Annotated in this window: 21 protein-coding genes; 7 read left to right on the top strand and 14 right to left on the bottom strand. The window is 34.7% G+C overall.

Features of this window, described 5'->3' with window-relative positions:
• Positions 1-100 precede the first annotated feature (100 nt).
• Positions 101-904 carry an SDR family oxidoreductase gene (locus PSU83_RS12155; protein ID WP_300589754.1) on the top strand — a complete coding sequence of 268 codons (804 nt, stop codon included), beginning with the start codon at positions 101-103 and terminating at the stop codon, positions 902-904.
• A gap of 302 nt (positions 905-1206) precedes the next feature.
• Entirely contained in the window at positions 1207-1863 is a 657-nt protein-coding gene (gene fsa, locus PSU83_RS12150) for a fructose-6-phosphate aldolase (RefSeq protein WP_300589753.1), read from the top strand.
• Between the two features lie 129 nt (positions 1864-1992).
• Here fsa and PSU83_RS12145 read toward each other — a convergent pair whose 3' ends face one another.
• The gene (locus tag PSU83_RS12145; protein ID WP_300589751.1) at positions 1993-3402 is read right to left on the bottom strand and encodes a thioredoxin-like domain-containing protein; all 1410 of its coding nucleotides are present in this window, start codon (positions 3400-3402) and stop codon (positions 1993-1995) included.
• A gap of 148 nt (positions 3403-3550) precedes the next feature.
• On the opposite strand from PSU83_RS12145, the gene PSU83_RS12140 reads away from it, so the two are divergent.
• Positions 3551-5170 (top strand): ATP-binding cassette domain-containing protein, encoded by a 1620-nt coding sequence (locus tag PSU83_RS12140; protein WP_300589823.1) that lies wholly within the window; start codon positions 3551-3553, stop codon positions 5168-5170.
• A gap of 33 nt (positions 5171-5203) precedes the next feature.
• On the opposite strand, the gene PSU83_RS12135 is transcribed toward PSU83_RS12140, so the two are convergent.
• The 6 genes from PSU83_RS12135 to PSU83_RS12110 form a co-directional block, all read right to left on the bottom strand.
• On the bottom strand, positions 5204-6577 hold the full coding sequence (locus tag PSU83_RS12135) for an ATP-binding protein (RefSeq protein WP_300589750.1): 1374 nt from the start codon (positions 6575-6577) through the stop codon (positions 5204-5206).
• 95 nt (positions 6578-6672) lie between these two features.
• Complete coding sequence (locus tag PSU83_RS12130; protein WP_300589749.1) at positions 6673-7305, bottom strand: class I SAM-dependent methyltransferase; 633 nt, start codon at positions 7303-7305, stop codon at positions 6673-6675.
• Between the two features lie 73 nt (positions 7306-7378).
• The gene (locus PSU83_RS12125) at positions 7379-8347 is read right to left on the bottom strand and encodes a DUF2268 domain-containing putative Zn-dependent protease (protein WP_300589748.1); all 969 of its coding nucleotides are present in this window, start codon (positions 8345-8347) and stop codon (positions 7379-7381) included.
• Positions 8348-8520: 173 nt separating this feature from the next.
• Positions 8521-8868, bottom strand: a complete 348-nt coding sequence (locus tag PSU83_RS12120) for a two-component regulator propeller domain-containing protein (protein WP_300589747.1) — start codon at positions 8866-8868, stop codon at positions 8521-8523.
• Between the two features lie 126 nt (positions 8869-8994).
• Positions 8995-9603, bottom strand: a complete 609-nt coding sequence (locus PSU83_RS12115) for a two-component regulator propeller domain-containing protein (protein ID WP_300589746.1) — start codon at positions 9601-9603, stop codon at positions 8995-8997.
• Between the two features lie 243 nt (positions 9604-9846).
• Complete coding sequence (locus PSU83_RS12110; RefSeq protein ID WP_300589745.1) at positions 9847-11265, bottom strand: hypothetical protein; 1419 nt, start codon at positions 11263-11265, stop codon at positions 9847-9849.
• A gap of 131 nt (positions 11266-11396) precedes the next feature.
• Between PSU83_RS12110 and PSU83_RS12105 the strand changes: the two genes are divergently transcribed.
• From PSU83_RS12105 to PSU83_RS12095, 3 genes are all read left to right on the top strand, one after another.
• Positions 11397-11933: a helix-turn-helix transcriptional regulator gene (locus PSU83_RS12105; RefSeq protein WP_300589744.1), complete on the top strand. Its 537-nt coding sequence runs from the start codon at positions 11397-11399 to the stop codon at positions 11931-11933.
• A 95-nt stretch (positions 11934-12028) separates the two neighbouring features.
• Entirely contained in the window at positions 12029-12562 is a 534-nt protein-coding gene (pyrR, locus tag PSU83_RS12100) for a bifunctional pyr operon transcriptional regulator/uracil phosphoribosyltransferase PyrR (RefSeq protein ID WP_300589743.1), read from the top strand.
• A 52-nt stretch (positions 12563-12614) separates the two neighbouring features.
• Positions 12615-13541 carry an aspartate carbamoyltransferase catalytic subunit gene (locus PSU83_RS12095; protein WP_300589742.1) on the top strand — a complete coding sequence of 309 codons (927 nt, stop codon included), beginning with the start codon at positions 12615-12617 and terminating at the stop codon, positions 13539-13541.
• 36 nt (positions 13542-13577) lie between these two features.
• Here PSU83_RS12095 and PSU83_RS12090 read toward each other — a convergent pair whose 3' ends face one another.
• The 5 genes from PSU83_RS12090 to PSU83_RS12070 all read right to left on the bottom strand — a co-directional run bounded on the left by PSU83_RS12090 (position 13578) and on the right by PSU83_RS12070 (position 21793).
• On the bottom strand, positions 13578-15842 hold the full coding sequence (locus tag PSU83_RS12090) for a DUF349 domain-containing protein (RefSeq protein WP_300589741.1): 2265 nt from the start codon (positions 15840-15842) through the stop codon (positions 13578-13580).
• Positions 15843-16022: 180 nt separating this feature from the next.
• Positions 16023-17123 (bottom strand): endonuclease, encoded by a 1101-nt coding sequence (locus PSU83_RS12085; protein WP_300589739.1) that lies wholly within the window; start codon positions 17121-17123, stop codon positions 16023-16025.
• A gap of 1 nt (position 17124) precedes the next feature.
• Positions 17125-18345, bottom strand: a complete 1221-nt coding sequence (locus PSU83_RS12080) for a methyltransferase domain-containing protein (RefSeq protein ID WP_300589738.1) — start codon at positions 18343-18345, stop codon at positions 17125-17127.
• 149 nt (positions 18346-18494) lie between these two features.
• On the bottom strand, positions 18495-20459 hold the full coding sequence (locus tag PSU83_RS12075) for a KUP/HAK/KT family potassium transporter (protein WP_300589737.1): 1965 nt from the start codon (positions 20457-20459) through the stop codon (positions 18495-18497).
• Positions 20460-20608: 149 nt separating this feature from the next.
• Positions 20609-21793, bottom strand: coding sequence for a hypothetical protein (locus PSU83_RS12070; RefSeq protein ID WP_300589736.1), 1185 nt, complete (start codon positions 21791-21793; stop codon positions 20609-20611).
• Positions 21794-21930: 137 nt separating this feature from the next.
• Between PSU83_RS12070 and PSU83_RS12065 the strand changes: the two genes are divergently transcribed.
• Positions 21931-22983, top strand: a complete 1053-nt coding sequence (locus PSU83_RS12065; RefSeq protein ID WP_300589734.1) for an oxidoreductase — start codon at positions 21931-21933, stop codon at positions 22981-22983.
• Positions 22984-23006: 23 nt separating this feature from the next.
• On the opposite strand, the gene PSU83_RS12060 is transcribed toward PSU83_RS12065, so the two are convergent.
• Complete coding sequence (locus PSU83_RS12060; protein WP_300589733.1) at positions 23007-23468, bottom strand: sensor of ECF-type sigma factor; 462 nt, start codon at positions 23466-23468, stop codon at positions 23007-23009.
• 4 nt (positions 23469-23472) lie between these two features.
• On the bottom strand, positions 23473-23892 hold the full coding sequence (locus tag PSU83_RS12055; protein ID WP_300589732.1) for a hypothetical protein: 420 nt from the start codon (positions 23890-23892) through the stop codon (positions 23473-23475).
• Positions 23893-23905 lie beyond the last annotated feature (13 nt).

Raw genomic sequence — 23905 nt, 5'->3', positions numbered from 1 at the left:
GTATCTTTAACCCAAAATAAACTGATAGATAATAGACGAATAGATGATAGATATTTTATCGGATATTAAGTATTGTCTATCCTCTTTTATCTAAAAAAAAATGAGCAAAGTAGTAGTAATTACAGGCGGTTCATCCGGAATTGGGAAAGCCATCGGAGAGTTTTTATTCCACAAAGGTTTTACGGTTTACGGAACCAGTCGAAATCCTGAAAAAATCACCAATTCTGTATTTCCATTAATCGCTTTGGATGTTCGAAATGCAGAAAGTATTCAACTTGCGGTTGCCAAAGTAATATCAATTTCTAGTCGAATTGATGTTGTGATTAATAATGCAGGTGTTGGAATTACGGGACCCATTGAAGAAATTCCAACCAGCGAAATGCGCAATAATTTCGAGACTAATTTCTTTGGACCTATTGAAGTGATTAAGGCCGTTTTGCCTCAAATGCGAGAACAAAAATCGGGTTTGATTATCAATATTACTTCTATCGCAGGTTATATGGGATTGCCGTATCGTGGAATTTATTCTGCGTCTAAAGGTGCGTTGGAACTTATAACCGAGGCCATAAGTATGGAAGTGAAAAGTTTTGGAATCAATATTACAAATGTCGCTCCAGGTGATTTTGCTACCAACATTGCTTCCGGAAGATTTCATGCTCCGTTGATTGTGGGTTCAGCTTATGAAATCCCATACGGAAATACGTTGAGTCAAATGGATGAACATGTCGATAGTGGAAACAATCCAGACGAAATGGCACTAGCAATTTATGAGATTATCAACAGTAAAAGTCCAAAACTACACTATAAAGTGGGTGCGTTTATGCAGAAATTTTCTATTGTTTTAAAACGAATTTTACCAGACAGAATCTACGAAAAGATGCTGATGAATCATTATAAACTGTAAATGTCAATGACAATTACAATGTCAATGAAAATATTCAATATATCAGTTTAATTTTTCCATTGGTATTGACTTTTGAAATAGCTATTGATTTTTGAAATTGACATTGCTATTGATTTTTGACATTGCTATTGCTATTGATTTTTGACATTGCTATTGATTTTTGAAATTGCTATTGATTTTTGAAATTGAATATGTAACTTTGTACACGATTGCGTTAAGGATAGGAGCAAGTGCCATGCACTGCGGATAGCCTGACCCGTTAGGGGAACGCCCACAACAGAAACAACACTTAATTATATATTATGAAATTTTTTATTGACACTGCCAATCTAAAAGAAATCAAAGAAGCTCAGGAATTAGGCGTTCTTGATGGCGTTACTACAAACCCTTCGTTGATGGCAAAAGAAGGAATTACAGGAAAAAACAACATCCTGAAACATTATGTTGACATTTGCAACATAGTAGATGGCGATGTCAGTGCTGAAGTAAACGCTGTTGATTATGATGGAATGATAAAGGAAGGCGAGGAGTTGGCTGATTTACATGAACAAATCGTGGTAAAATTACCAATGACAAAAGAAGGAATCAGAGCTTGTAAATATTTTTCAGATAAAGGCGTTAAAACAAATGTTACTTTAGTATTCTCTGCGGGTCAAGCTTTATTGGCGGCAAAAGCGGGTGCAACTTATGTTTCTCCATTTTTAGGAAGATTAGACGATTGTTCTACGGATGGCTTGGGATTGATTCAAGAAATTCGCGAGATTTATGATAATTATGCTTTTGAAACTCAAATCTTAGCCGCTTCTATACGTCACACTATGCACGTGGTGAACTGTGCCAAAATTGGTGCTGATGTGATGACGGGTCCGTTATCATCAATATTAGGTTTACTGAAACATCCATTAACAGACATTGGTTTGGCTCAATTTATAGCTGATTACGAAAAAGGAAATAAGTAAAATAGTATTCAGCGATTAGTCTCGAAGTTTCGGGATTAGTGAACAGTTTAATAATAAATACAAAAAATCCCGATACTTAAATAGCATCGGGATTTTTTATATCTAAGAAGTCTAAAAAGTCTAAGAAGTCTACTTCAAGTTATCCTCAAATTGTGAATCGAAAATATTGGCAAAAGCATTTTTAATCAAGCCTTTGTGATCCATAATTATAGTTCGATGAATTTTATTAATTGCCCATTTGTTTTTAATGTTTTCAAAATCGGAACAGTGTAGTTCTGTTATGCCATCGAACTTATAAGATGATAAAACTTTTTTCCAATCTTCTGCACTGTCATTGATATTTACAGCCACAAAATTATATTGCGGAAACTTTGTTTTTAATGCCATAACTTTTCTGTGAACCGATTCGAAATGCGCCTTAGCATTTACAGTCCAAAAGAAAAAAACCGTATTGGGTTTGCATACACTTGAAGATGTGATTTTAGTACCACTTATATCGTTCAAAATTACTTCTGGTAAAGGCTGGCCAACTTCGAGCATCTTTATCGCATTGCAAATCGTCGTGATCTCGTTCTTTTTACTTTTGTCTGTAGAAAGTTTATTATAGGTTTCTAAGAATTTATTGTTGTTTGCCATATTCTGATCTTCAAGCAAGTATGTAAAAGCAATATTATTCAAAATGTTGTTTTTTAACTTATCATTTTTGATCAGCGTATCCGCAATATTCATTTTATTAATGTTGGTTTTCAAGGCCAAATCTTTTTCAGTAAAGTGATTGTGATAATTTATCGTCCCCATATTGTTGAGCATGTTAGACAAATACATCACATAAGGCGCATAATTTGAAAGTTCAGCATTATTAAAATTGATGTTCTTTCTATAATCATAGTAGTCTCCGGGTAACTTTTCTATCAAATCTACTCCAGTTCTGATTTTATGAACCAACGGATATAATTCTTTTTTCGAATAGTAATTGAAATCTAATGATGCCTTGGCAAAAACATCAAAGTCATCGCTCCATTTAATTTCTCCTTTTTTACGATTATAAAATGCAGTTGATTTTGAATAAGTAGAATCGATTTCCTTCGAAAAATCTTCAAAATTGTCATCAAAAAACTCAAACATTTTGTTTCGATCCTTTTCGTTTTTTAAATACAATTCCATCAGGAAATTATTTTTTTCATCGCCACGACCACAATAAAATACTGAACCATCAAAATCTTTTGAGTTGACACGCACCATAATACTGTCGTTTTTATCAAAATAAATATATTGATATTCGGGTTCATGTCTAAAACTGTAAAGTCCTGGTGTTAAGGAATCAAACTGTACGAAAAAACGATTATTCTTGTCTAGTTTTAAAGTATCTAGCACCTCATTTTCTTTACAGAAAAGAACATAACGGGTATTTGGATTTACCACTTCACCACCAAAATAGGCGACATATTCATAACCTTTAAATTCATTTTTACATGAACTAAAAAGCGCGAGCATCGGAATTAGTAGACTTAAAATTTTTATAGTGGTAATCTTGTGCATAATTTGAGACTAATAAACAAAAATAGCCTGATACTTTTGATTTCTCTGTTAATCATTAGTTAAATATCAATGTAAAAAAGGGACGATTATCACCTAAACAATGAACACTTTTGACTACTTTTGCACCAAATTTAATAATTCGGAATACATGTTAACTGTAAATAATTTATCGGTTCAGTTTGGTAAAAGAATCTTGTTTGATGAAGTAAATACAAGCTTTACACAAGGCAATTGCTATGGTATTATTGGTGCGAATGGAGCAGGAAAATCGACTTTTCTTAAAATTCTTGCCGGAGATATTGACCCAACATCGGGAAGAGTTTTTCTTGAACCTGGCAAACGCATGTCGGTTTTAAGTCAGGATCACAACAAGTTTGACGAACATACGGTTCTAGAAACAGTTATGATGGGGAACAAAGTTTTGTTTGCCGTTAAAACGGAAATGGATGCATTATATGCAGACTATAAAGACGAAAATGCCAATAGAATAGGAGAATTACAAGTTGAGTTTGAAGAAATGAACGGTTGGAATGCGGAATCGGATGCGGGTTCGATGTTATCCAACTTGGGAATTGGTGCTGACATGCATTATACCTTAATGGCCGACGTAGAAGGAAAACTTAAAGTTCGTGTACTTTTGGCACAAGCGCTTTTCGGAAATCCGGATGTTTTGGTTATGGATGAGCCTACGAATGATCTGGATTTTGAAACCATCTCTTGGTTAGAAAACTTCTTGGCTAATTATGAAAATACTGTAATTGTAGTATCACATGACCGTCACTTTTTAGATTCAGTGTGTACCCATATTTCAGATATCGATTTCTCTAAAATTAATCATTATTCCGGAAACTATACTTTTTGGTACGAGTCTAGTCAATTAGCAGCCCGTCAAAAAGCACAACAAAATAAAAAAGCTGAAGAAAAGAAAGCGGAGTTAGAAGAATTTATTCGTCGTTTTAGTGCCAACGTAGCCAAATCTAAACAAGCTACTTCGCGAAAAAAAATGATTGAGAAATTAAACTTAGACGAAATCAGACCTTCAAGCAGAAGATATCCTGCGATTATATTCGATACAGAAAGAGAAGCTGGAGACCAGATTCTTCACGTGGAAGGATTAGCTGCTTCTGTAGATGGTGAAATATTGTTTAAGAATGTCGATTTAAACATGGCGAAAGGCGATAAAGTAGTGATTTTTTCTAAAGATTCGCGAGCTACAACCGCTTTCTACGAAATACTAAACGGTAATCAAAAAGCGGATGCTGGAACATTTGATTGGGGAATTACTACCAATCAATCGTATTTGCCCAATGACAACAGCCAATTTTTTACTGATGGCGATTTGAACCTTGTGGATTGGTTGCGTCAGTGGGTAAAAACTGAAGAAGAACGTGATGAAGTATACGTTCGTGGTTTCCTTGGAAAAATGATTTTCTCTGGCGAAGAAGCTTTGAAAAAATGTACGGTATTATCGGGTGGTGAAAAAGTGCGTTGCATGTTATCTCGAATGATGATGATTCGTGCCAACGTTTTAATGCTTGACGAACCAACCAACCACTTAGATTTGGAGTCGATTACTGCTTTTAATAATTCATTAAAAAACTTTAAAGGTTCGGTATTGTTTACGACACATGACCACGAATTTGCACAAACTGTGGCTAACAGAGTTTTAGAAATAACACCAAACGGCGTAATTGATCGCTACATGACTTTTGATGAATACCTTGATGACGAAAAAGTTCAGGAATTACGAAAGAAAATGTATATCTAATATAAACTCCCAAGTGAACCCTTGGGAGTTTTTTTATATTGATTGTTGAGCGGGAATGTAAATATCAAAAACAGCGCCTTCATTTGGTTTGCAATTTGCTGTGATGATTCCGTTATGATTATTCACTATCTTTTTTACAATGGTTAAACCAATGCCGGTTCCTTCATAATGGCTCTTTTGATGTAAGCGTTGGAATATTTCAAAAATTTTATCCTTGAACTGTGGATCAAATCCAATTCCATTATCGCTAAAACGGATGTGATGATGGTCTGATTTTAAGAGTGATTTTTTTGCATCAACAGTAGTATGCTTTACAAAATTGCTTTCAATTTTAATATGAGGTTTAACATTTTGATCACAAAACTTCAAAGAATTACCAATAAGATTTTGAATTAATTGCTTGAACTGAAAGGGTATAATAGATACATTTGAATTAACATTCACTTCAACAACAGCCTGTTTTTCCTCAATCTCTTCCTTGAGAGATGCTATCGATTCCATTACAATTTTATGCAAATTTTTGTTCTCGAAGTTCCTCTTGTTGGGTGTGGTTCTAGAGTAGGCAAGTAAGTCATTAATAAGAGTTTGCATGTGTTGTGCTGAAACATTGGTGCGTTCCACATAATATTTTCCTTTTTCAGAAAGATTATCATATTCAGTACTGAGAATTCTACTTGTAAAGGATTGTATTTTACGCAAAGGTTCCTGCAAATCATGACTGGAAATGAAGTTAAAAGACTCGAGTTCTTTGTTTAAAATAAGTAATTCTGCCGCACGATTTTCTTTTTCGTGATTTTGATAAGCCAATTCTTTATTAGCGATTACTAATTCGGCTGCGCGATTTTCTTTTTCAATGACCTGAAATGCCAACTCTTTGTTAGCAATTATCAATTCGGCTGCACGATTTTCTTTTTCATTATTTTGATAAGCCAATTCTTTATTGGCAATGACCAATTCGGCTGCACGTTGCTCTTTCTCATTATTTTGATAAGCCAATTCTTTATTAGCAATAATGAGTTCGGCTGCGCGTTTTTCTTTTTCGTTATTTTGATACGCCAGTTCTTTGTTGGCAATAATCAGTTCTGCTGCTCTATTTTCTTTTTCTTGATTTTGAAAAGCAAGTTCTGTATTGGCGACAACTAATTCTGCCGCTCTTTTCTCTTTTTCAGTGAGTTGAAGCGCTAATTCTTTATTGGCAATGACCAACTCGGCAGCTCGCTTTTCTTTTTCCTCATTTTGATAGGCAAGTTCAATATTGGCTATAACGAGTTCAGCAGCCCGTTTTTCTCGTTCAACTACTTGAAGGGCAAGTTCTTTATTGGCAAGAAGTAATTCGGATGCATTATTAATTTTGTCTTCTATAAGAAGACCAATGTTTTTTTTTGCCGAAATTATTTTTTTTATCATTTGTTTTAAAAACCTAACCAAAGATACTCTAACTATTTTATTTTCAATTGTTTTAAATTAAATGTTTTAAAGTAAATTATAGCTACTTTATGAGACTATTTACACGCGATAAAAATTAAATGGGTATCGAAAATAGCATTCGGTTTTGGATAAGTAACACGTAGTAAATGCAGTATTTCAAAACCAGATTCTTCCAAAGCTGCTTGTAAATAGTCTGCTTGATGGTAATATACAAACATGCTGTGCTGTCCATCACTACTCGTTTGTGTTTCCGATTTTTCGTAATCATTTTCAATTACGCTGAAGTAGCATATACCACCATTATTTAAAAATGTGTAGCTGTCTTTAATAAGTTGAATCGATTCTTCCTTAGATAAATACGGCATACAAAAACCGCAAAATATACCATCATATTTCTGTTTAATCTGATGAACTGCTGTGGCATCTATAACTTGAAATTGAGCAGTTGGCGCATTTATTTTGCACAATTCAATCATACTCGGAGCTACATCAGTTGCTAAAATTTTATAGTTTGGATGTTTATCCAATAAGTATTTGGTACCATTTCCAGGGCCGCAGCCAATTTCTAAAACGGACGCATTTTCATTGGCTACAGCCGCACAAAACAGATCATAGGAGTCATCATAAATGCGAATATCCATAAATTTATCTTGGTACTTTTGTGCCAACTTATTCCAAGTTTGTATCGTATTTTGTTTGTGGTTCATGATTATTACGTACTTATTTCTTTAAGTTTTAAATTATCGAAAATAAAATATGCTGCATGCATAAACGCCTTTTTTATTTATTCCATTTTTCAGGATATTTGGATTGAACTAAAAAATTAGCTACACTTTCCGGCGTGTACTCCAATTCAATTATTTCCTTAAGTGCCTTTTTTTTATCTTTTGCATTTTCATAATAGGATTTGCAAATTTTGTAGCCCATAAAATAGCCTAAATCGGCGTTACCGTTAGGTGCTTCATCTCCACTATACAACCAATTTTCAGTTTCTTGACCAAACATTTCAACTTCAAATAGTTTCCAAAGCTCTTTTTCATGGGCACTTCCGTAGATCATGTAAGGCGACTTTATCGGTTTCTTTACAAGTAATTCGGCGATAAAATCGCAAGAACCTTCGCCAATACAATAGCCTAATAAATTTGATTTACCGTCGTTTTCACTATCGCCATTGACTTGCTGTGTGTGTCCAACTTCGTGTGCGACCATAGTAACAATAGTAATTCTATGTGCAAATACTTCTCGAAGCCAAGCGCTAACTTCAGACGCTTCAACGTTTTTATTTGCACACGCAATTTCTGAACCTATTAGAATTTTATCTTTCGTTGTTGTCCCGCCAGAATTTAAGCAACCAATCATAAAATAAACATCGGGTTGTTTAAAGCTAGGATACAATTTTTTAAATCGAGACATTAATTTATTAATCTCTTTCTTGTGCGTTTCAATTTCAATAGTATGAGGTCGTATAGAAATCCAAAATTTAGGATATTTCAAAATATTATCTAAATGTCTTTTGGCCGAATGTTCTCGAGCAATCATAAAATCTTGCAACCCTTCGGAAGCTTTGTCTAGATATAATTCTTGAATGAATTTTAATTGTTTAGTGCGATCAGTAGTTTTTTGAACACTGTCATAAGCAACCCAAAAATTTGTTACATCAATAGTTGAAACTATAGAATTTTTAGTCTGAGAAAACAAGCAAGAGTTAATCGTAAAACTTAGAGCTAAAATTAAAAATTGTTTATTCATAAAATTAAATTAATAGATAGTATACTCCTTCATTTGAAGACGAACTTATTACTTGCCAAAGAGTAAGGTGAATTTACTACATATTTCGCCATCTCACAAAACGATTGTTAGCGGTTCATTACTTTTGTTTATTTGTGTTTCTTGTTACAATTTTTTTATTAGTTGGTTTTAAGCTATTTTTTATATTCCGAATAAGTAATAAATTGTTTTCCATTGAAAAGGTAGAGGCCTGTTTCTCTGGTACCTACCCAAAGATTTCCAGTTTTATCTTCCAAAATTGTCCAAATCCAAGAATTGATTAATCCATTTTTAAAACATTGAAATGATTTTCCATCGTAACGAGAAAGACCACCATCGCCGCCAAACCAAAGGTTGCCGTTTTTGTCCTCTATAATCTTTGCAACTAAGCCGTTAGAACCTGCCAAACCATCACTTTTTGTAAAACTTGTAAATGTTTTGCCATCATAACGGTAGGCTCCAGCCCAATTGCTAAACCAGATAGTGCCGTCTTTATCTTGCAATTGAGGCCATGCCCAACTATGACTGACTTGACGTGAATCGAATTGAAGCGTAAGTTCTTGTAGTTTAAAATGAATTATAGATTTCCCATCGTATCTAAAAACACCTTCATTGGTTCGTCCACCAAATCAAATATTACCTTTTTTGTCTTCTAAAATGCGTTCAACCTTATCGTTACTGCTCAAAAAACCATTTGCAGCTTCATCAATTAAAAACAGAGTAAAGGATTTACCATCGTAGATGTAAAGACCGTCTATGGTTGCAAACCAAAGTTTCCCTGTTTTGTCTTCCATAATATCATGTACAATATGCGTTTGATGGAACTTGTTTTTGTTCGGCGGTAGGTTTTTTGGTAAAGGAATCTGGATTTTAGCGAATGTTTTACCATCGTAAAGACAAACTCCATCTTTAGTGCCAACCCAAATCTTACCCACTTTATCTTCCAAGATGTCGTTGATCGCATTACTGTTTAATCCATCGGCCACCAAAAATTGACGAAATGCTTTTCCATCGTATTTAAATAGCCCATTTTCTGTAGTGCCAAACCAAAGATTGCCTTCTTTATCCAGTAGGCTACAAGTAACATTGCCATATTTGGGGTTCCCTATAGTTTTTATAAGTTTTGGATGGTCATTTTCTTTTGGCAGATCTTTTTTAGCGGGTCCGTTGCAGGCAGTACCACAAAGTACTAGTGTCAGGAAAGTAAAACCTTGGATTTGTGAGAAAATTTTTTTCATTTTTCAAACTGTGTTGGAAATTTTGATATCTATTTGTTGATTTCTACTTTGTCTCGCGATAATGCACGCTAACTAAATGATTCATAAAATTTAAAAATAGTAATGAAGCACTATATTTAGCTAAGTATATTTAGTAGAAATAAAATTTTTTGTGAAAGAAAAACGTGATTTTCAAATTTTATACGCACTTTATTGAAACCGTTGATAAAAGCCGTTTTCTTTCTATATTATTCCCTTTGTTAGTTAACTAAAAATGTTGTAAAATCTCCAATAAACAAAAAGTCCAATGAGAACGATGTAAACAAGGTTGTTAAAAGTAAATAGTCCTTTTGCAAAAACACTCCAGCTTTTTTCTTTAAAAAGTTTAACGTTAATTACACAAAAAGGAATAATCATAAACAACAATAAAAAGGGTATGTATGAGGTTAGGCTAACAAAAACATTTGTCAGGTCTTTGTATGGTGCAGGAAAGTAGAAAACGTTAATCCTACCGCTTAACACAACCATATAATAAAATAAGATTAGTCCAAGTGGGAAAAGCAATAATTGAATGTAAGGATATTTTTTATTTTCTTTTCTTCTGAAATACTGAATTAGAAAGAATATTGAAGTAAATAAAAACAAACCAGCGGAAGCAACGATAAATACGCCAATTAAATTACTGTTTTTCGGGGTTTTATAAGTGCGTAATTTTTCAAATTCAGCGTTATGAGGAAATAATGTTTGTATGGCAATAATGTGGTCGCCTTTTTCCAATTCTTCTTTTAAATTGAACTGAACCGCAGTTTTGTAGTCGTGATAAAAATACAAGTTAACTGTTCCAGTGTTTAAATCCCAAATAGAAGTCAGCAGCGTTCCGTCACCAATTTTTTTTCTGCATACGTGCATTGCGTCTGATAAAGCAGTGCAAAATTCAAGAGTAGTGTCCCTACCGTTTTTCAAAAATGAAACTCCGTTTCGGTATCTTTCAAGTTTGTTGGCATTTTGTTCAGAAGTTATGGAAGGACAAAAGTTCGATATAAGATACGTTGGCTCGTTTCCAATTGTTACTGTATAAGGCTCTACGATAAGATATTTACCTGATTTGTCCACATAAATAAAAATATCTTCGATAAAATAGCTGTGGTCGTATTTGCTGATAAACTCCTGAACTTCTTCTACTGTTTTGCAAGTGTGTAAAATGTCTTTCAGATATTTGGTTGGGTTGGATATGGTTTTTCTGTTAGCAAAGCTTTTTTGTGTTGGATGGTATGAAACCAGTCTTTCAAAGGCTAAACCCATTTCATTCATTCCTGATTGTGGTGCGTATCCGTTTTCGCCGTCATATCTTGAACCTGTAAAAGCCGCTCCAAATTGGGCGTTTTTTATTCCGTTTTCAAACCAAATATGTGGAGTTACCCTCCAGGCATCTTCGTTGCTGGCAAATATAGTCTTGTTGCCAATAGTAATTTTATAACCACTGCAAGCAATACTGTCTTGTGTAACAGCAAGAGTTAAAAAAGTCAATAAGATAAATTTAACCCATCGTATTTTTTTCATTCCGTCACTCATAGTTTGTCTAAAGTCTATTTCGCTTTTTACTTTCCAAATATAAGAATTTACTCTTACGAATGTTTGAAGTGGTTTTAGTATTTCCGTGATAAAGCAGAGTGAAACATTCATTCTGTTTCAAAATTAGTTCAACATTTAAATTTGAAACACATCTTGTTTCAAAATTGGCATTATAATTGAAATTGAAACAAAAAAATAGGTTGGGCATTTTTATAGCCATTATACATCAAGCAAAAAACATCATGGGAAAAAGAAAAACAATTCGAACACAAATTGGACTTACTCAGGAAGAGATGGCGATTGTGCTAAACATAAGTCGGGCGCAATGGTCTATGTATGAATCTAATAGAAGAAGCTTGCCTTCAGCTGCCTTTATACTTTATTCTAAAATGGATATCCATTTGCAATCTACAGCAGCAATTGCCTCTAAAAATCAAATTTTAGATTCCGTACAACTAAGCGTGACTAAGGAAGTTTATGACAAATTGCGACTAGAAAACGAATATCAGCTGCAAAAAGCACTACTAAAACTAGATGTCTTAACGGCAGAAAATGAGGCGTATGCAAAAGCGATACAATTGGAATCATTTGTAAACGAATTAAAATTTGAGCATTCTCAGGAAATGCTGAAATCAATAGTAAGTCGGGCTCAAGCGGGTAGTAAAAAAAACACGTGGGTTGATTTATTTGCTTTACAGTCGCGTGTACAACAGTTCCAACTAGAAAAAGAAGTACTGCACGCCGAGTTTAAAAAATGGATGCCCCATACTAAGGACTGAGTTTATGATTCTAGAGAAAGCCGAAGCACAAATTTCCGGCATCAGTTGACACACTCAATAAAAAATACTACTTTTACAACCCAAACAACACTACTATGAGTCAGAAAATATTGCTCACTTCCAAAGAAGTCAATATCATACTCCATCGTTTGGCTTGTCAGTTAATCGAAAATCACCTTGACTTTTCAAACTCAGTCCTTATCGGAATTCAGCCCCGTGGTGTTTCATTGGCTGAACGACTTAAGACGATTTTAGAAACCGATTACAACATCAAAAACATACCGTTAGGATTCTTAGATATTACGTTTTTCCGTGATGATTTCCGTCGTGGCGAAAAGCAATTGGAAGCTAACAAAACCCATATAGATTTTCTAGTAGAAGATAAAAAAGTAGTCTTTATTGACGACGTTCTTTTTACCGGCCGAAGCATTCGCTCAGCCTTAAGCGCCATCCAATCTTTCGGAAGACCGGCAGAAATAGAATTATTGGTTTTAATCGACCGAAGATTCAGCCGTCATTTGCCAATCCAGCCCGATTATCGCGGTCGTCAAGTAGATGTTATTAATGATGAAAAGGTTAAAGTCTGCTGGAAAGAGAAGGATGGAGAAGACGCAGTATATCTGATTTAATACTAATGATTAAGAATTTAAAATTTATAATTCAAAATTTAAAATAAAAAGTTTGGAACTATCAGTCAACCATTTATTAGGCATAAAGTATCTAAAAAAAGAAGATATCGATTTGATATTCGAAACCGCTGACCATTTCAAAGAAGTCATCAATCGACCTATTAAGAAAGTGCCCTCACTGCGCGACATTACGATTGCCAACATTTTTTTCGAGAACAGTACCAGAACAAAACTTTCCTTCGAACTGGCCCAAAAGAGACTTTCTGCCGATGTGATTAGTTTTTCAGCAGCACAATCATCGGTTAAAAAAGGAGAAACTCTAATTGATACCGTCAACAACATTCTTTCAATGAAAGTGGACATGGTGGTGATGCGTCATGCCAATCCTGGCGCGGCTTACTTTTTATCACAGAACGTAAAAGCAAGCATCATAAACGCCGGAGATGGAGCACACGAACATCCAACGCAAGCCTTATTAGACAGTTATTCTATAAAAGAACGATTGGGCGAAGTAGGAGGGAAGAAGGTCGTGATTGTGGGTGATATTCTGCATTCAAGAGTTGCCTTATCGAATATTTATGCACTGCAAATGCAAGGTGCTGAAGTAAAAGTATGCGGGCCAAAAACGCTGATTCCAAAACACATTGAAAGTCTTGGCGTAACGGTTGAATCGAACTTGAGAAAAGCGCTCGAATGGTGTGATGTAGCAAATATGCTTCGCGTACAAAACGAACGAATGGATGTGAATTATTTTCCGTCAACCAGAGAATACGCACAACAATATGGTGTTGATAAAGCGCTTTTAGATTCCTTATCCAAGAAAATCGTAATCATGCACCCAGGACCTATAAACCGCGGTGTAGAAATTACTTCCGATGTCGCCGATTCCCAACAATCGGTAATCTTAGACCAAGTCGAAAACGGAGTCGCGATAAGAATGGCCGTTATTTATCTCTTAGCTTCTAAAATACAACTATAAAAAAAGCCTCTCATTTAAAATTGAGAGGCTTTTTGCTTATTCTTCGGTTTTGATACTTCTAAGTTGTTTTAGCTTTTCTTTCCACGTAGCCAATTCTTCTTTTTGTTTCTCAATGTTATTCATTACTTCTTTCACCATTGGATTATCTGCTTTGGCTCTTCCAAAAAACTGAATGTTATTCTCTAATTGGAATAAATTGCTCTGCACTTCATCGATTTTACGCATGATGAATACTTTCTCATTATCTAATCTTCGGGTGTTATCTGAGCCTGAAAGAGTATCGATTCGGTTCGCATAACGCGCCATTTCGTTGTCTTTCTTGCTAGAACTCAATTTTTCAAATAAAGTGTCAAGTATTTTATTGAATTTACCTTCAATGTGTCTTCGGGAAAAAGGAACTTTTCCAAAGCCTTTCCATTGTTCGATATGCAATTTAATCGCATCCAAATCCGTTTTGTGATCTCCAACCAATTCAAAACTTTTGATCGTTTCTAGGTAGCCTTTTTTATTTTCAAAAGCTTCCAACTCTTCAGCGTTCACTTCCGTTTTCTGCTCTTTTAGCTTCTCAAAATATTCGTTACAAGCTGCTCTAAATTCAGTCCAAAGTTTATCAGAAAACTTTCTAGGTACGTGACCAATCGTTTTCCACTCTTCTTGAATCTGTTTGAATAATGGTGTTGTAGCTGCGTAATCGGTACTTTCTTTTAACTCATTGGCTTTAGCAACCAAGGCTTGTTTTTTGGAAAGGTTGTCGTTCTGATCTTTTTTGATGTCTTTATAGAACGAGTTTTTTAATACGTTGAAACTTCTCACCGCATTTTTGAATTCGGTCCAAGTTTGGTCAGTTACTTCAGCTGGCACTTTACCTGCACTAAAGAATTGGTTACGCAACGCTTCCACCTTTTCGATTTGGGTAAGCCAAGCCGAATGCGAATTTACTTTTTCTTGTGCCAATACTTCAATCTGAGCGATAAGTTCTTTCTTTTTCGCTAGATTTTCACTTTCGCCTTCACGAAGTTTTTCGAATAAACTTTCGCGTTTGTCGTGCATTTGTTTAGTCAATTCACTGAATCTATTCCAGATTTCCTCACGGCTATCTCTTGAAACTGGACCAATATCTTCTTTCCAGATTCGGTGTAAATCCTGCAATTCACGGAACGCTTTATTGATATCTTCTTCATTTACCAATTCTTCAACACGCTCAATGATTTTAAGCTTTTGAACCAAATTGTGTTTGAAATCCAAATCTCGAATTTCTCTGTCCAAATGCAATACATCATAGAAATTTTCTAAGTGAAAATGATAGTTATTCCAAACGTGGTTGTATTTGTCTTTTGGGATTGGGCCAGCCACTTTCCAACGATCCCTGATGTCATTGAATTTCTTCAAGGTTACCGGAATGCTTTCTTGACTATGTATTAGGTTTTTCAATTCTTCTACAATGGCCAATCTGTTTTCTAAATTCGATTTTAGATTGTTTTGTAAACTTTGGAAATGATTATTTTTCTTGTCTCTGTAAGCAGAGTATAATTGGTCAAATTTTGTTTTTAAAGGGAAATGGTAATGGAATTCCTCAGTAGTTTCCGGATTCTCAGCATGGAATTCTTCCTTCTTTTCATCAATAAAATGATAGTATTTTGATAAAAATGCTTTTTTTACTTCTTCAACATGGTCTTTAACAGACATCAGTTTTTCAACGGCAACTAAAGTTTCTAGTTCCTCAATCAATTGTTCCATTGATAATGTGTCGTAGTCCAGCATTGGAATGTCGTGACGATCTTTTAAAGTTTCGTCTTCACTCTCCTCGGCGTTTACATCTTCAATGGCACTGATTACAGCATCGTTGTTTTCAATAACAAGAGAGTCATCAGCGACTTGTTCGTCAGTTAATTCAATGGTGTTTTCTTCGACTTCACCAGCAGTTTCCACAACTTCTTCTTCTGCAACGGGTAGCGTTTCTTCAACTTCAATTGGAGTTTCAACAGTTTCCTCAACAAGCGCTTCTGTTTCAGCAGCAACTTCAATTTGGTCTTCTGTAAGTTCTTCTGTTAAAACAGCAACTTCTGGTTCAGCTTCCAAAACTTCTTCAGCAACGTCTGTTTCTGGAATAGCTTCAATAGCTTCTTCAGCAACGTCTGTTTCTGGAATAGCTTCAATAGCTTCTTCAGTTTCTATAACTGATTCATTTTCCTCTTGAACTTCAACAGGAATTTCTTGATTTTCAACAGCAATTGTTTCTTGCGATTCATTGCTTACGTTTCCATCTGCATCTTGCAGGTTATCATTCTTTTCTTCTAACATTTTGAAAATGTTTTAAGGGTTACACATTTTGAGGGCGAAAGATACTAAAGAAGCACTAAAGTTCAAAGAAAATGAATGTTTTCTGTACCCTATTTATCGTAGTTTGACTCCTTTTTCGATTAAAAACAAAAAACGCGGTTGAATTTCAACCGCGTTTTAATTTATTGATAAAGAACGTAGTTAGTTAATAAGCACTTTTTTGGTTACAGAATTAGAGTTAGAATAAATTTTAACGAAATAAAATCCTTTTGGTAAATTACTTATTGTATAGTTATTGTTGCTCATAACTGGTTTTTTAATCTGTTGCAAAACCTGACCGTTTATAGTAATAATATCAATTTCATCAAGAGCAATTTCAGTAGAAATAGTAACAATATCGGAAGAAGGATTTGGGTAAACAGTGATAGCACTTGCTAAATCAAATGTTGGTGCATCCAGAAAAATAGCTGGCCATCTGTTTTGCGCTATTGGGCCTCCCCAAATTACTGTAGCCAAATAAGGATTATCTATAAAAGGATTTCGGTTTCCTTGACCGTACGTGTTTGAAGCATTTCCAAGGTAAGTGTTTCTGTTGTCTTCAAACTGAGAAACAGGATCATCAGCATTCCATTGTAAAAATAAATCAATCATATTTGCATCCGAGGCAACTGGAGTTCCAACTCCAACAGCTGTCGGAAGACATTGGCTACCGTATCGTAAATACATAAACATCATCATTCGAGCAATATCGCCCTTCCATTCGTCACCTGGATACCAATTTGTTCCTGTTTCAAATGAGTTTCCTGAGCCATTAAAAAATTTGTCGTTATCCCTATCTGCATTTCTTTTTTTGTCAGCAGCTCTTAAATGATGTAAATCCGCACCTGGACCAGAAGTCCCTAAATCAGGATTTCCTAATGCCTTTGGGAACGTATGTTCTCTGTTGTATAGACAAGCAGAAGCAGTACCGTCGTCTTGGAAACTCGAATCTCTTCTTCTGTGATCTTTGTCGTCGGTTGAAGACGTTGGGCATAAGTTACTACTGAATCCATAAATCAATAGTACATTTGTTTGTGTAGCATCAGATGGATCACGATCTAAAATAGCTAGTGCTTCATCTGTTTGGGAATAGCTTAAGAAATTAGTTTGTGTATTTGTAATTTTTGTTGCCAACGCATCTTTTAGGTTGCTTCCTGTCAACGTCCAATTTGAACCATTGTAATAAGGAGAAGCCGGTGCACCATTTTGTGAAAAAGAAAAAACAACACTAAATAATAAGATAACGGACGTAATTTTTTTCATTTTATAATTCTTTTTTTCGTTCTAATAAGGCCATGTAAAACCCGTCAAAGCCAGTTTCCTGAGCAAGGATTTTTGTTTCTTTAACAAAAGTAAATGATTTACCAGTTTCGGTAGTTAAGAAATGCTTAATTTGTTCTTGATTCTCAGATGGTAAGATTGAACAGGTTGCGTAAACTAATTTGCCTCCTGGCTTAACAATTTTAGAATAATTCTCTAAAACTTCAGCTTGTACTTTCTTGATATTATCAATAAATTCAGGTTTAAGTTTCCACTTTGCATCCGGATTTCTTTTCAATACGCCCAATCCGCTACATGGTGCGTCAATCAAGACTCTATCTGCTTTTTCGTGCAGTTTTTTGATCACTTTGGTAGTGTCAATTATTCTATATTCTATATTGAAAGCGCCATTTCTTTTGGCTCTTAACTTCAATTGTTTTAATTTGCTTTCATACAAATCCATGGCAATTAATTGTCCTTTATTTTCCATTAAAGATGCCATGTGTAATGTTTTTCCGCCTGCTCCGGCACAAGTATCAACTACTCTCATTCCGGGTTGAACGTCTAAGAAAGCGGCTACCAATTGGGATGAAGCATCTTGTACTTCGAAAAAACCTTCTTTAAATGCATCGGTTAAAAAAACATTTGCTCTTTCTTTCAATACTAAGGCGTCTGGCTGGTCTTTCAGAAATTCAGTTTCGATGTTCAAATCCATCAAAATAGAATGCAGTTTTTCTTTAGTAGTTTTCAAAGTATTTACACGAAGAATAACTTTTGCAGGTTGGTTTTGTGCAGCAATTTCTTTGGTCCACAGTTCTTCGCCTAGTTCAGTTACGCCCAATTCATCCATCCAGTCCGGAATAGATTCGCGCATCTTTCTGATTTTCGAAAGTTCGTCAAATCTTCCTTTAATTTTTCTTTCCGGAGTTCCCTCCAGTTGTCGCCAATCTGGAATTGGATAACCACGCAAAACGGCCCAAACCGAAAACATTCGCCACAAATCTTCTCTATTGAAAGGTTCTTTTACCTCTGCAATTTCAGAGTATAATCGCTTCCAACGAACAATTTCATAAATGGTTTCGGCTACAAATTTTCTGTCGGAACTTCCCCAACGTTTGTCTTTTTTCAAGGCTCGAGCAACAACTTTATCGGCATATTCACTTTCGTTGAAAATGGCATTTAAAGAGTCGATGGTAGTGTAAACTAAGTTTCGGTGTAATCGCATGGTGTAAAAAAAATCAGCCTGCAAAGATATTGCTTTTTTATTATCCTATTTGTTATTTTTTCAGTTTAAAAAAACAAACACTAGAATAGTAGTACCCCAATGGATTTAATACGGCAGAAGTTAACTGTTTTTATATAGTTGATGGTTTTTTATCGGATGCGGAACATTTCAAATTTCTCTGGCGCATGAAGTACCATCGGAAATTGTTCCACTTTTACGGAACTACTATCTAAGCCAAATCCTTTTTCTTCGGATAAGCTTAGTTTTTTTAATAAGAAATAGCTGTTCATTACGATCTTTTCAAAGAAAGTCAAATCACTATCGTTTGATAGAAATTTCTCAGAGAGTACAAATTTGAAATCTCCGATAATATTGTTCTTATTCAATGATTCGTAGCGACTTGTGACGTCAACTTCACCATTTTGAACCATATCTCTAATTACTTCTTTAAACATCAAGTTGATTTTGGTAGGTTCTCTAAATCCTAAATTGAAATCCACTCGATACAAATCATCCTTGATCACTTCCGTTACTCGGTATTCTCTTTTGTATGGCTCGCTCAAGACATTTACGTGAACAAACCAATACATATCCGCTCGTTTTGGTCGTTTCTGCAAGATTGAATACATTACCTTTTCTTCAATCTCATCCGCTCGGTTTGAGTTGGTCATGTATATCAAATGTGTAGCATATTTTGGTATGGATAAATCTACGCTTAGTTCGGCAAGTACTTTTTTATACTTGTCAATCTTCACTATTTTAGTATATGTCTTGCTGATTTTTTTAGCTAAGAACCATACTGTCATTATGGAAATTAAGATACAAGCAATGATTAAAGTTACGTAACCACCGTGAGAAAATTTATCTATATTAGCTATTAAGAAGCTTATTTCAATGCTTAAATAGAGCGTAATTATGGGTATTATTACAAAAATGGAAAATCGTTTCATTATTAGATAAAAATTCAATAAAATGGTGGTCATAATCATACAAAGTATAATTGCTAAACCATAAGCGGCTTCCATATTTCCAGATTCTTCGAAGTGGAGTACAATACCGACACAACCTATAAACAATAACCAGTTGATAGATGGAATGTATAATTGACCTTTTAAATCAGTAGGATATTTAATTTTAACTTTAGGCCAAAAATTCAAACGCATGGCTTCATTTATCAATGTAAACGATCCGCTGATTAAGGCTTGAGATGCTATTACTGCTGCCATTGTAGCAATTACAATTCCGATAGGCTGAAACCAACTTTCCATTATTAAATAGAATGGATTGGCATTTTTTCCTCCCAAATTCATTAAGGTATCACCTTGATGTTTTATCAAGTAAGCTCCTTGTCCAAAATAGTTTAAGACTAATGCTGTTTTAACAAAAATCCAACTTATTCTGATATTCTTTCTTCCACAGTGACCCATATCTGAATATAAAGCTTCGGCACCAGTTGTACATAAGAATACAAAACCTAAAACATAAAATCCGTCAGGATGAATTTTTAATAAATGATAGGCATAATAAGGATTAAGTGCGTGGAATACCTCAAGATTGGAAACAATTTGGATTATTCCTAGAACGCCAAGCATTGTAAACCAAATAATCATCATAGGGGCAAAAAACTTTCCTACTAATTTTGATCCGAATTGCTGTATGGTAAACAGAACAAACAATATTCCAATAACGATTGGTACCGTATTGATACTTGGATAAAATGTTCTAATACCTTCTATCGCTGATGAAACGGATATTGGAGGAGTAATGATTCCATCCGCCAAAAGCGCACTTCCTCCAATAATTGCGGGAACGATAAGCCATTGGATTTTGGTGCGTTTTACTAGGGCATATAAAGCAAAAATACCGCCTTCACCATGATTGTCCGCACTAAGTGTAATGATAACATATTTTATAGTAGTTTGTAATGTCAGTGTCCAGAAAATACACGACAATCCACCCAGAATAATATCTTTGTTGATAACATGATTCAATCCGATTATGGCTTTCATCACATATAATGGAGAAGTTCCTATATCTCCATAAATAATTCCTAACGCGATAAGTAGTCCTGCAACACTAAGTTTGCTATGAAGTTGATTAGTATGAGCACTCATAAAAAATTGTTAAAACGGTCACAAATGTAGTATATTTTTAAATCAAATAGTTTTTTACGTTGATAATTTTGGTGAATGGAATAAAAAAAGCACTACATAAATGCAGTGCTTCTTCTCAACAATCTAAACTATAAATTTTCCCCTCTTAACTATCTTCTTCCTCCATTTGAAATTCCCTCGCTTCTTGAAGAACTTGCACTTGGTTGAGGCTCTTGATAAGAACTCGAACTTCTTTGTGTTTGTGCTCTCGGACTTTCATAAGCTCTTTGACTTTCATTTGATCTCGTATTTACATGTGTTCTTGGAGTGCTTTGCGATCTAGGCGTTTCAACGTTTCTCGGTGTCGCAACATTTCTGGGGGTACTTTGCGCTCTAGGAGTTTCAACGTTTCTAGGTGTCGCAACATTTCTGGGGGTGGACTGAGACATATTATCTCTTGAACCATTTTGAACCGATACACTTCTTGGAGTTGAACTAGTTTGCGTTCTTGATCCATTTTGTGTTGTTATTGCACGTGTCGAACTTGTCGCACTAGAAGCGCTTCCACCTCTAGTAGTAATACCTTGATTTCTTGAATTTATTCTTGTAGTTCTGCTGTTAGTCAATTCTTGTCTGTTGGTATAACCCTGATTTCTTTGAGTAAATGTGCGATTCGGATATTGTCTTTCATAACTATTTTGTCGTCTACTAGCGTAATAATTATTATAAACTACTGTATTTCTTCTGCTATTCACATAGTTATAATGATGATGTGAATTTATGTGTACATGAATGTGATTATGATATGTATATATTGGATATGGAGCCCAAAATGAGTAGTAAGCTGGATAATAACCCCAATACCAAGAAGAAGAATAAGGACGATAATTACCTACCCAAAAAGAAGTGTAGATTGGCGGTGCATAAGAATATACCGGCTCATATATATAATTAGTACCATACATATAAACATCGCCTACAACCTGAACCTGAACTTGGTTATTCCTGTCTCTTTCCACCTCGATAGTTGCAATATCCTGAAAATTTTCTCGACCTAAAACGGATTGAATTATGATCAAATGCGCATTACCTTCAACACTTTCAATTACTCTCAAATAATCTACTTGATTATCACCGTTCAAATCTAAATTAGAAATTTGGGCTTTTGGGTCATTTAACCTCTGTTCAAAATCGTTTAAGTCTTGTGAATCTCCAAAGATTGATGCAACAGCACGCAAATCTAAATTATCGCTGATGTCTGAATTTGTTGCTGTTACCGTAGTTCTGTCTTGAGCGAAAACACCTGTAACACTCCATAATGCAACTATTGCAAGGGTAAAAATTTTAGTTTTCATAAGTATAGTTTTTAATAATGGAACTTCTTTTTTTCAAGACTAACCAATTACTGTGCCACAACTTTTTTTAAATAGGTCTTAACCAAATCTTAACTCGACTGAAATTCGTATCTTCGCTATCAATCTAACTATTTCCCATGAAAAATATAGTTTTGAGTCTCGCTGTTTTTGTTCTTTGTATCGGATGTAAATCAACTTCATCTAGTTCATCAGATGTTTTTAAATCGGTTGCTGTTGACACCCTCTTAAATGATAAAATCAGTATCAGAGCCATTTTGGTTGATGAGGATAAAATTTGGTACGCTGGCGATAGGAGTAGAATTGGATATTATGATTTAAAGACGCTCACGAATCTGCAAAAAACAATCTATCCATCAGATGATAAAATCGAATTTAGATCGATTGGACAGAATTCGAAATCCCTATTCGTCGCTAATATTGGAAATCCTGCCTATATTTTTAAAGTCAACAAATCATCCATTGCCTTTGAAAAAGTATACACCGAAAACAATGAAAAAGCTTTTTATGACAGCATGAACTTCTGGAACGAGAAAGAAGGAATTGCTCTTGGAGATCCAACGCAAGACTGTTTTTCAATTTTAATAACGCGCGATGCTGGAAAAACATGGAATAAAACAGCTTGTGATAATTTGCCAAGATTTGTTGATGGTGAAACAGCATTTGCCGCAAGTAATACTAATATCTGTATTAAAGGAAACAAAACATGGTTCGTTTCAGGCGGAAAGAAATCTAGAGTTTTCTATTCGGCAGACAAAGGTACTACGTGGCAAGTTTTTGACACACCAATTATCAATGGACAGGCTATGACTGGAATCTTTACAGTCGATTTTTACAATGAGCAAATCGGAGTGATAGCGGGCGGGAATTATGATGTTCCAAACCAAAATTCTAAAAATAAAGCTATTACCTATGATGGTGGAAAAACATGGAAACTTATTGCTGATAACGCCGCCTTTGGTTACACTTCTTGTATTCAATTTGTGCCAAAATCAGGTGGAAAACAATTAGTTTCGGTTGGAGCTTCGGGATTATATTACTCAGCTAACGGCGGAAATTCATGGAAACAATTGCATACCGATGCAACCCTTTATACTATTCGCTTCCTTAATCAGAATACCGCGATTGCTGCCGGAAAAGATAAAATGGTCAAAATTGAATTCAAAAAATAAGAGCGCTAGTTGCTCTCTTAAAATTATCTATTTTTCGTTTTATCTCGATATTGTTGCAATAACTTTTTATTAAAATTTTCCTCGGTTTTTTTGAGTTTAAGGATCTTTATTGGAGAAATAACACTTGTGAGACTTGTAACAAATTTTTTTCGAGCCAAATATAATTCTTCTTCATTAGTTTCCATTTGGGTTAGCAGTACGGTTGCTTCTTTTTCGGATAATTTGTCAAACGAATCATTATCCATGCGATTCATATACCCTTTAATCTTATCTTTTTTAATTTCCTTTTGCTTGGCTTCATAAGCATTGTATAAAGGCCAGAATTTGCTTGCTTCGTCTGGTGTAAATTGTAATTCACTGGTAATAAATGCGACTTTTAAAGACTTAATTTGCTCTCTTTTTTTTCTTATTAACGAACCATCTTGGGCAATAGCGTTCACAGAAATAAAAAGAATAAGTAACGGAAGTAATTGTTTGATTTTCATGTTTTTAGTTTATTATGTATTCTTCTAAATTTGAATTTGATTTTAATGCATCTTCAAGGGTAGCATCATCGAGAGTAATTTCTATCGCCAATTTATCTATATCATCTTGATCTAATAAATCTAAAATTAGGTCTTCAGAAATCGAATGATAAGCAAGATAATTGTCTAAAGCTGCGGACTCAATACTAGTTGTATTTGTTGCCAATCTAGTGTATATTGGAATTGATAATAACATAATAACAACTGCTGCTATAGCATAATACGAACGTTTTCTTGATTTTAAAAGTGACATAACTTTCACTTCTTTATCAGAAGTTATTCGTGCTAAAACTTGTTCTGATAACAAATCAAAGTAGCCATCTGGACTAGTAAATCCTGAAGTGATTTTGGGTTCGTTTTCTAATTTAAATTCTTTCATGTTCATTTTGACGTCTTAA

Origin of the sequence: Flavobacterium sp. (assembly GCF_029945805.1) — a bacterium.
Lineage (GTDB): Bacteria > Bacteroidota > Bacteroidia > Flavobacteriales > Flavobacteriaceae > Flavobacterium.
This window is presented reverse-complemented; position numbering and strand designations above follow the sequence as displayed.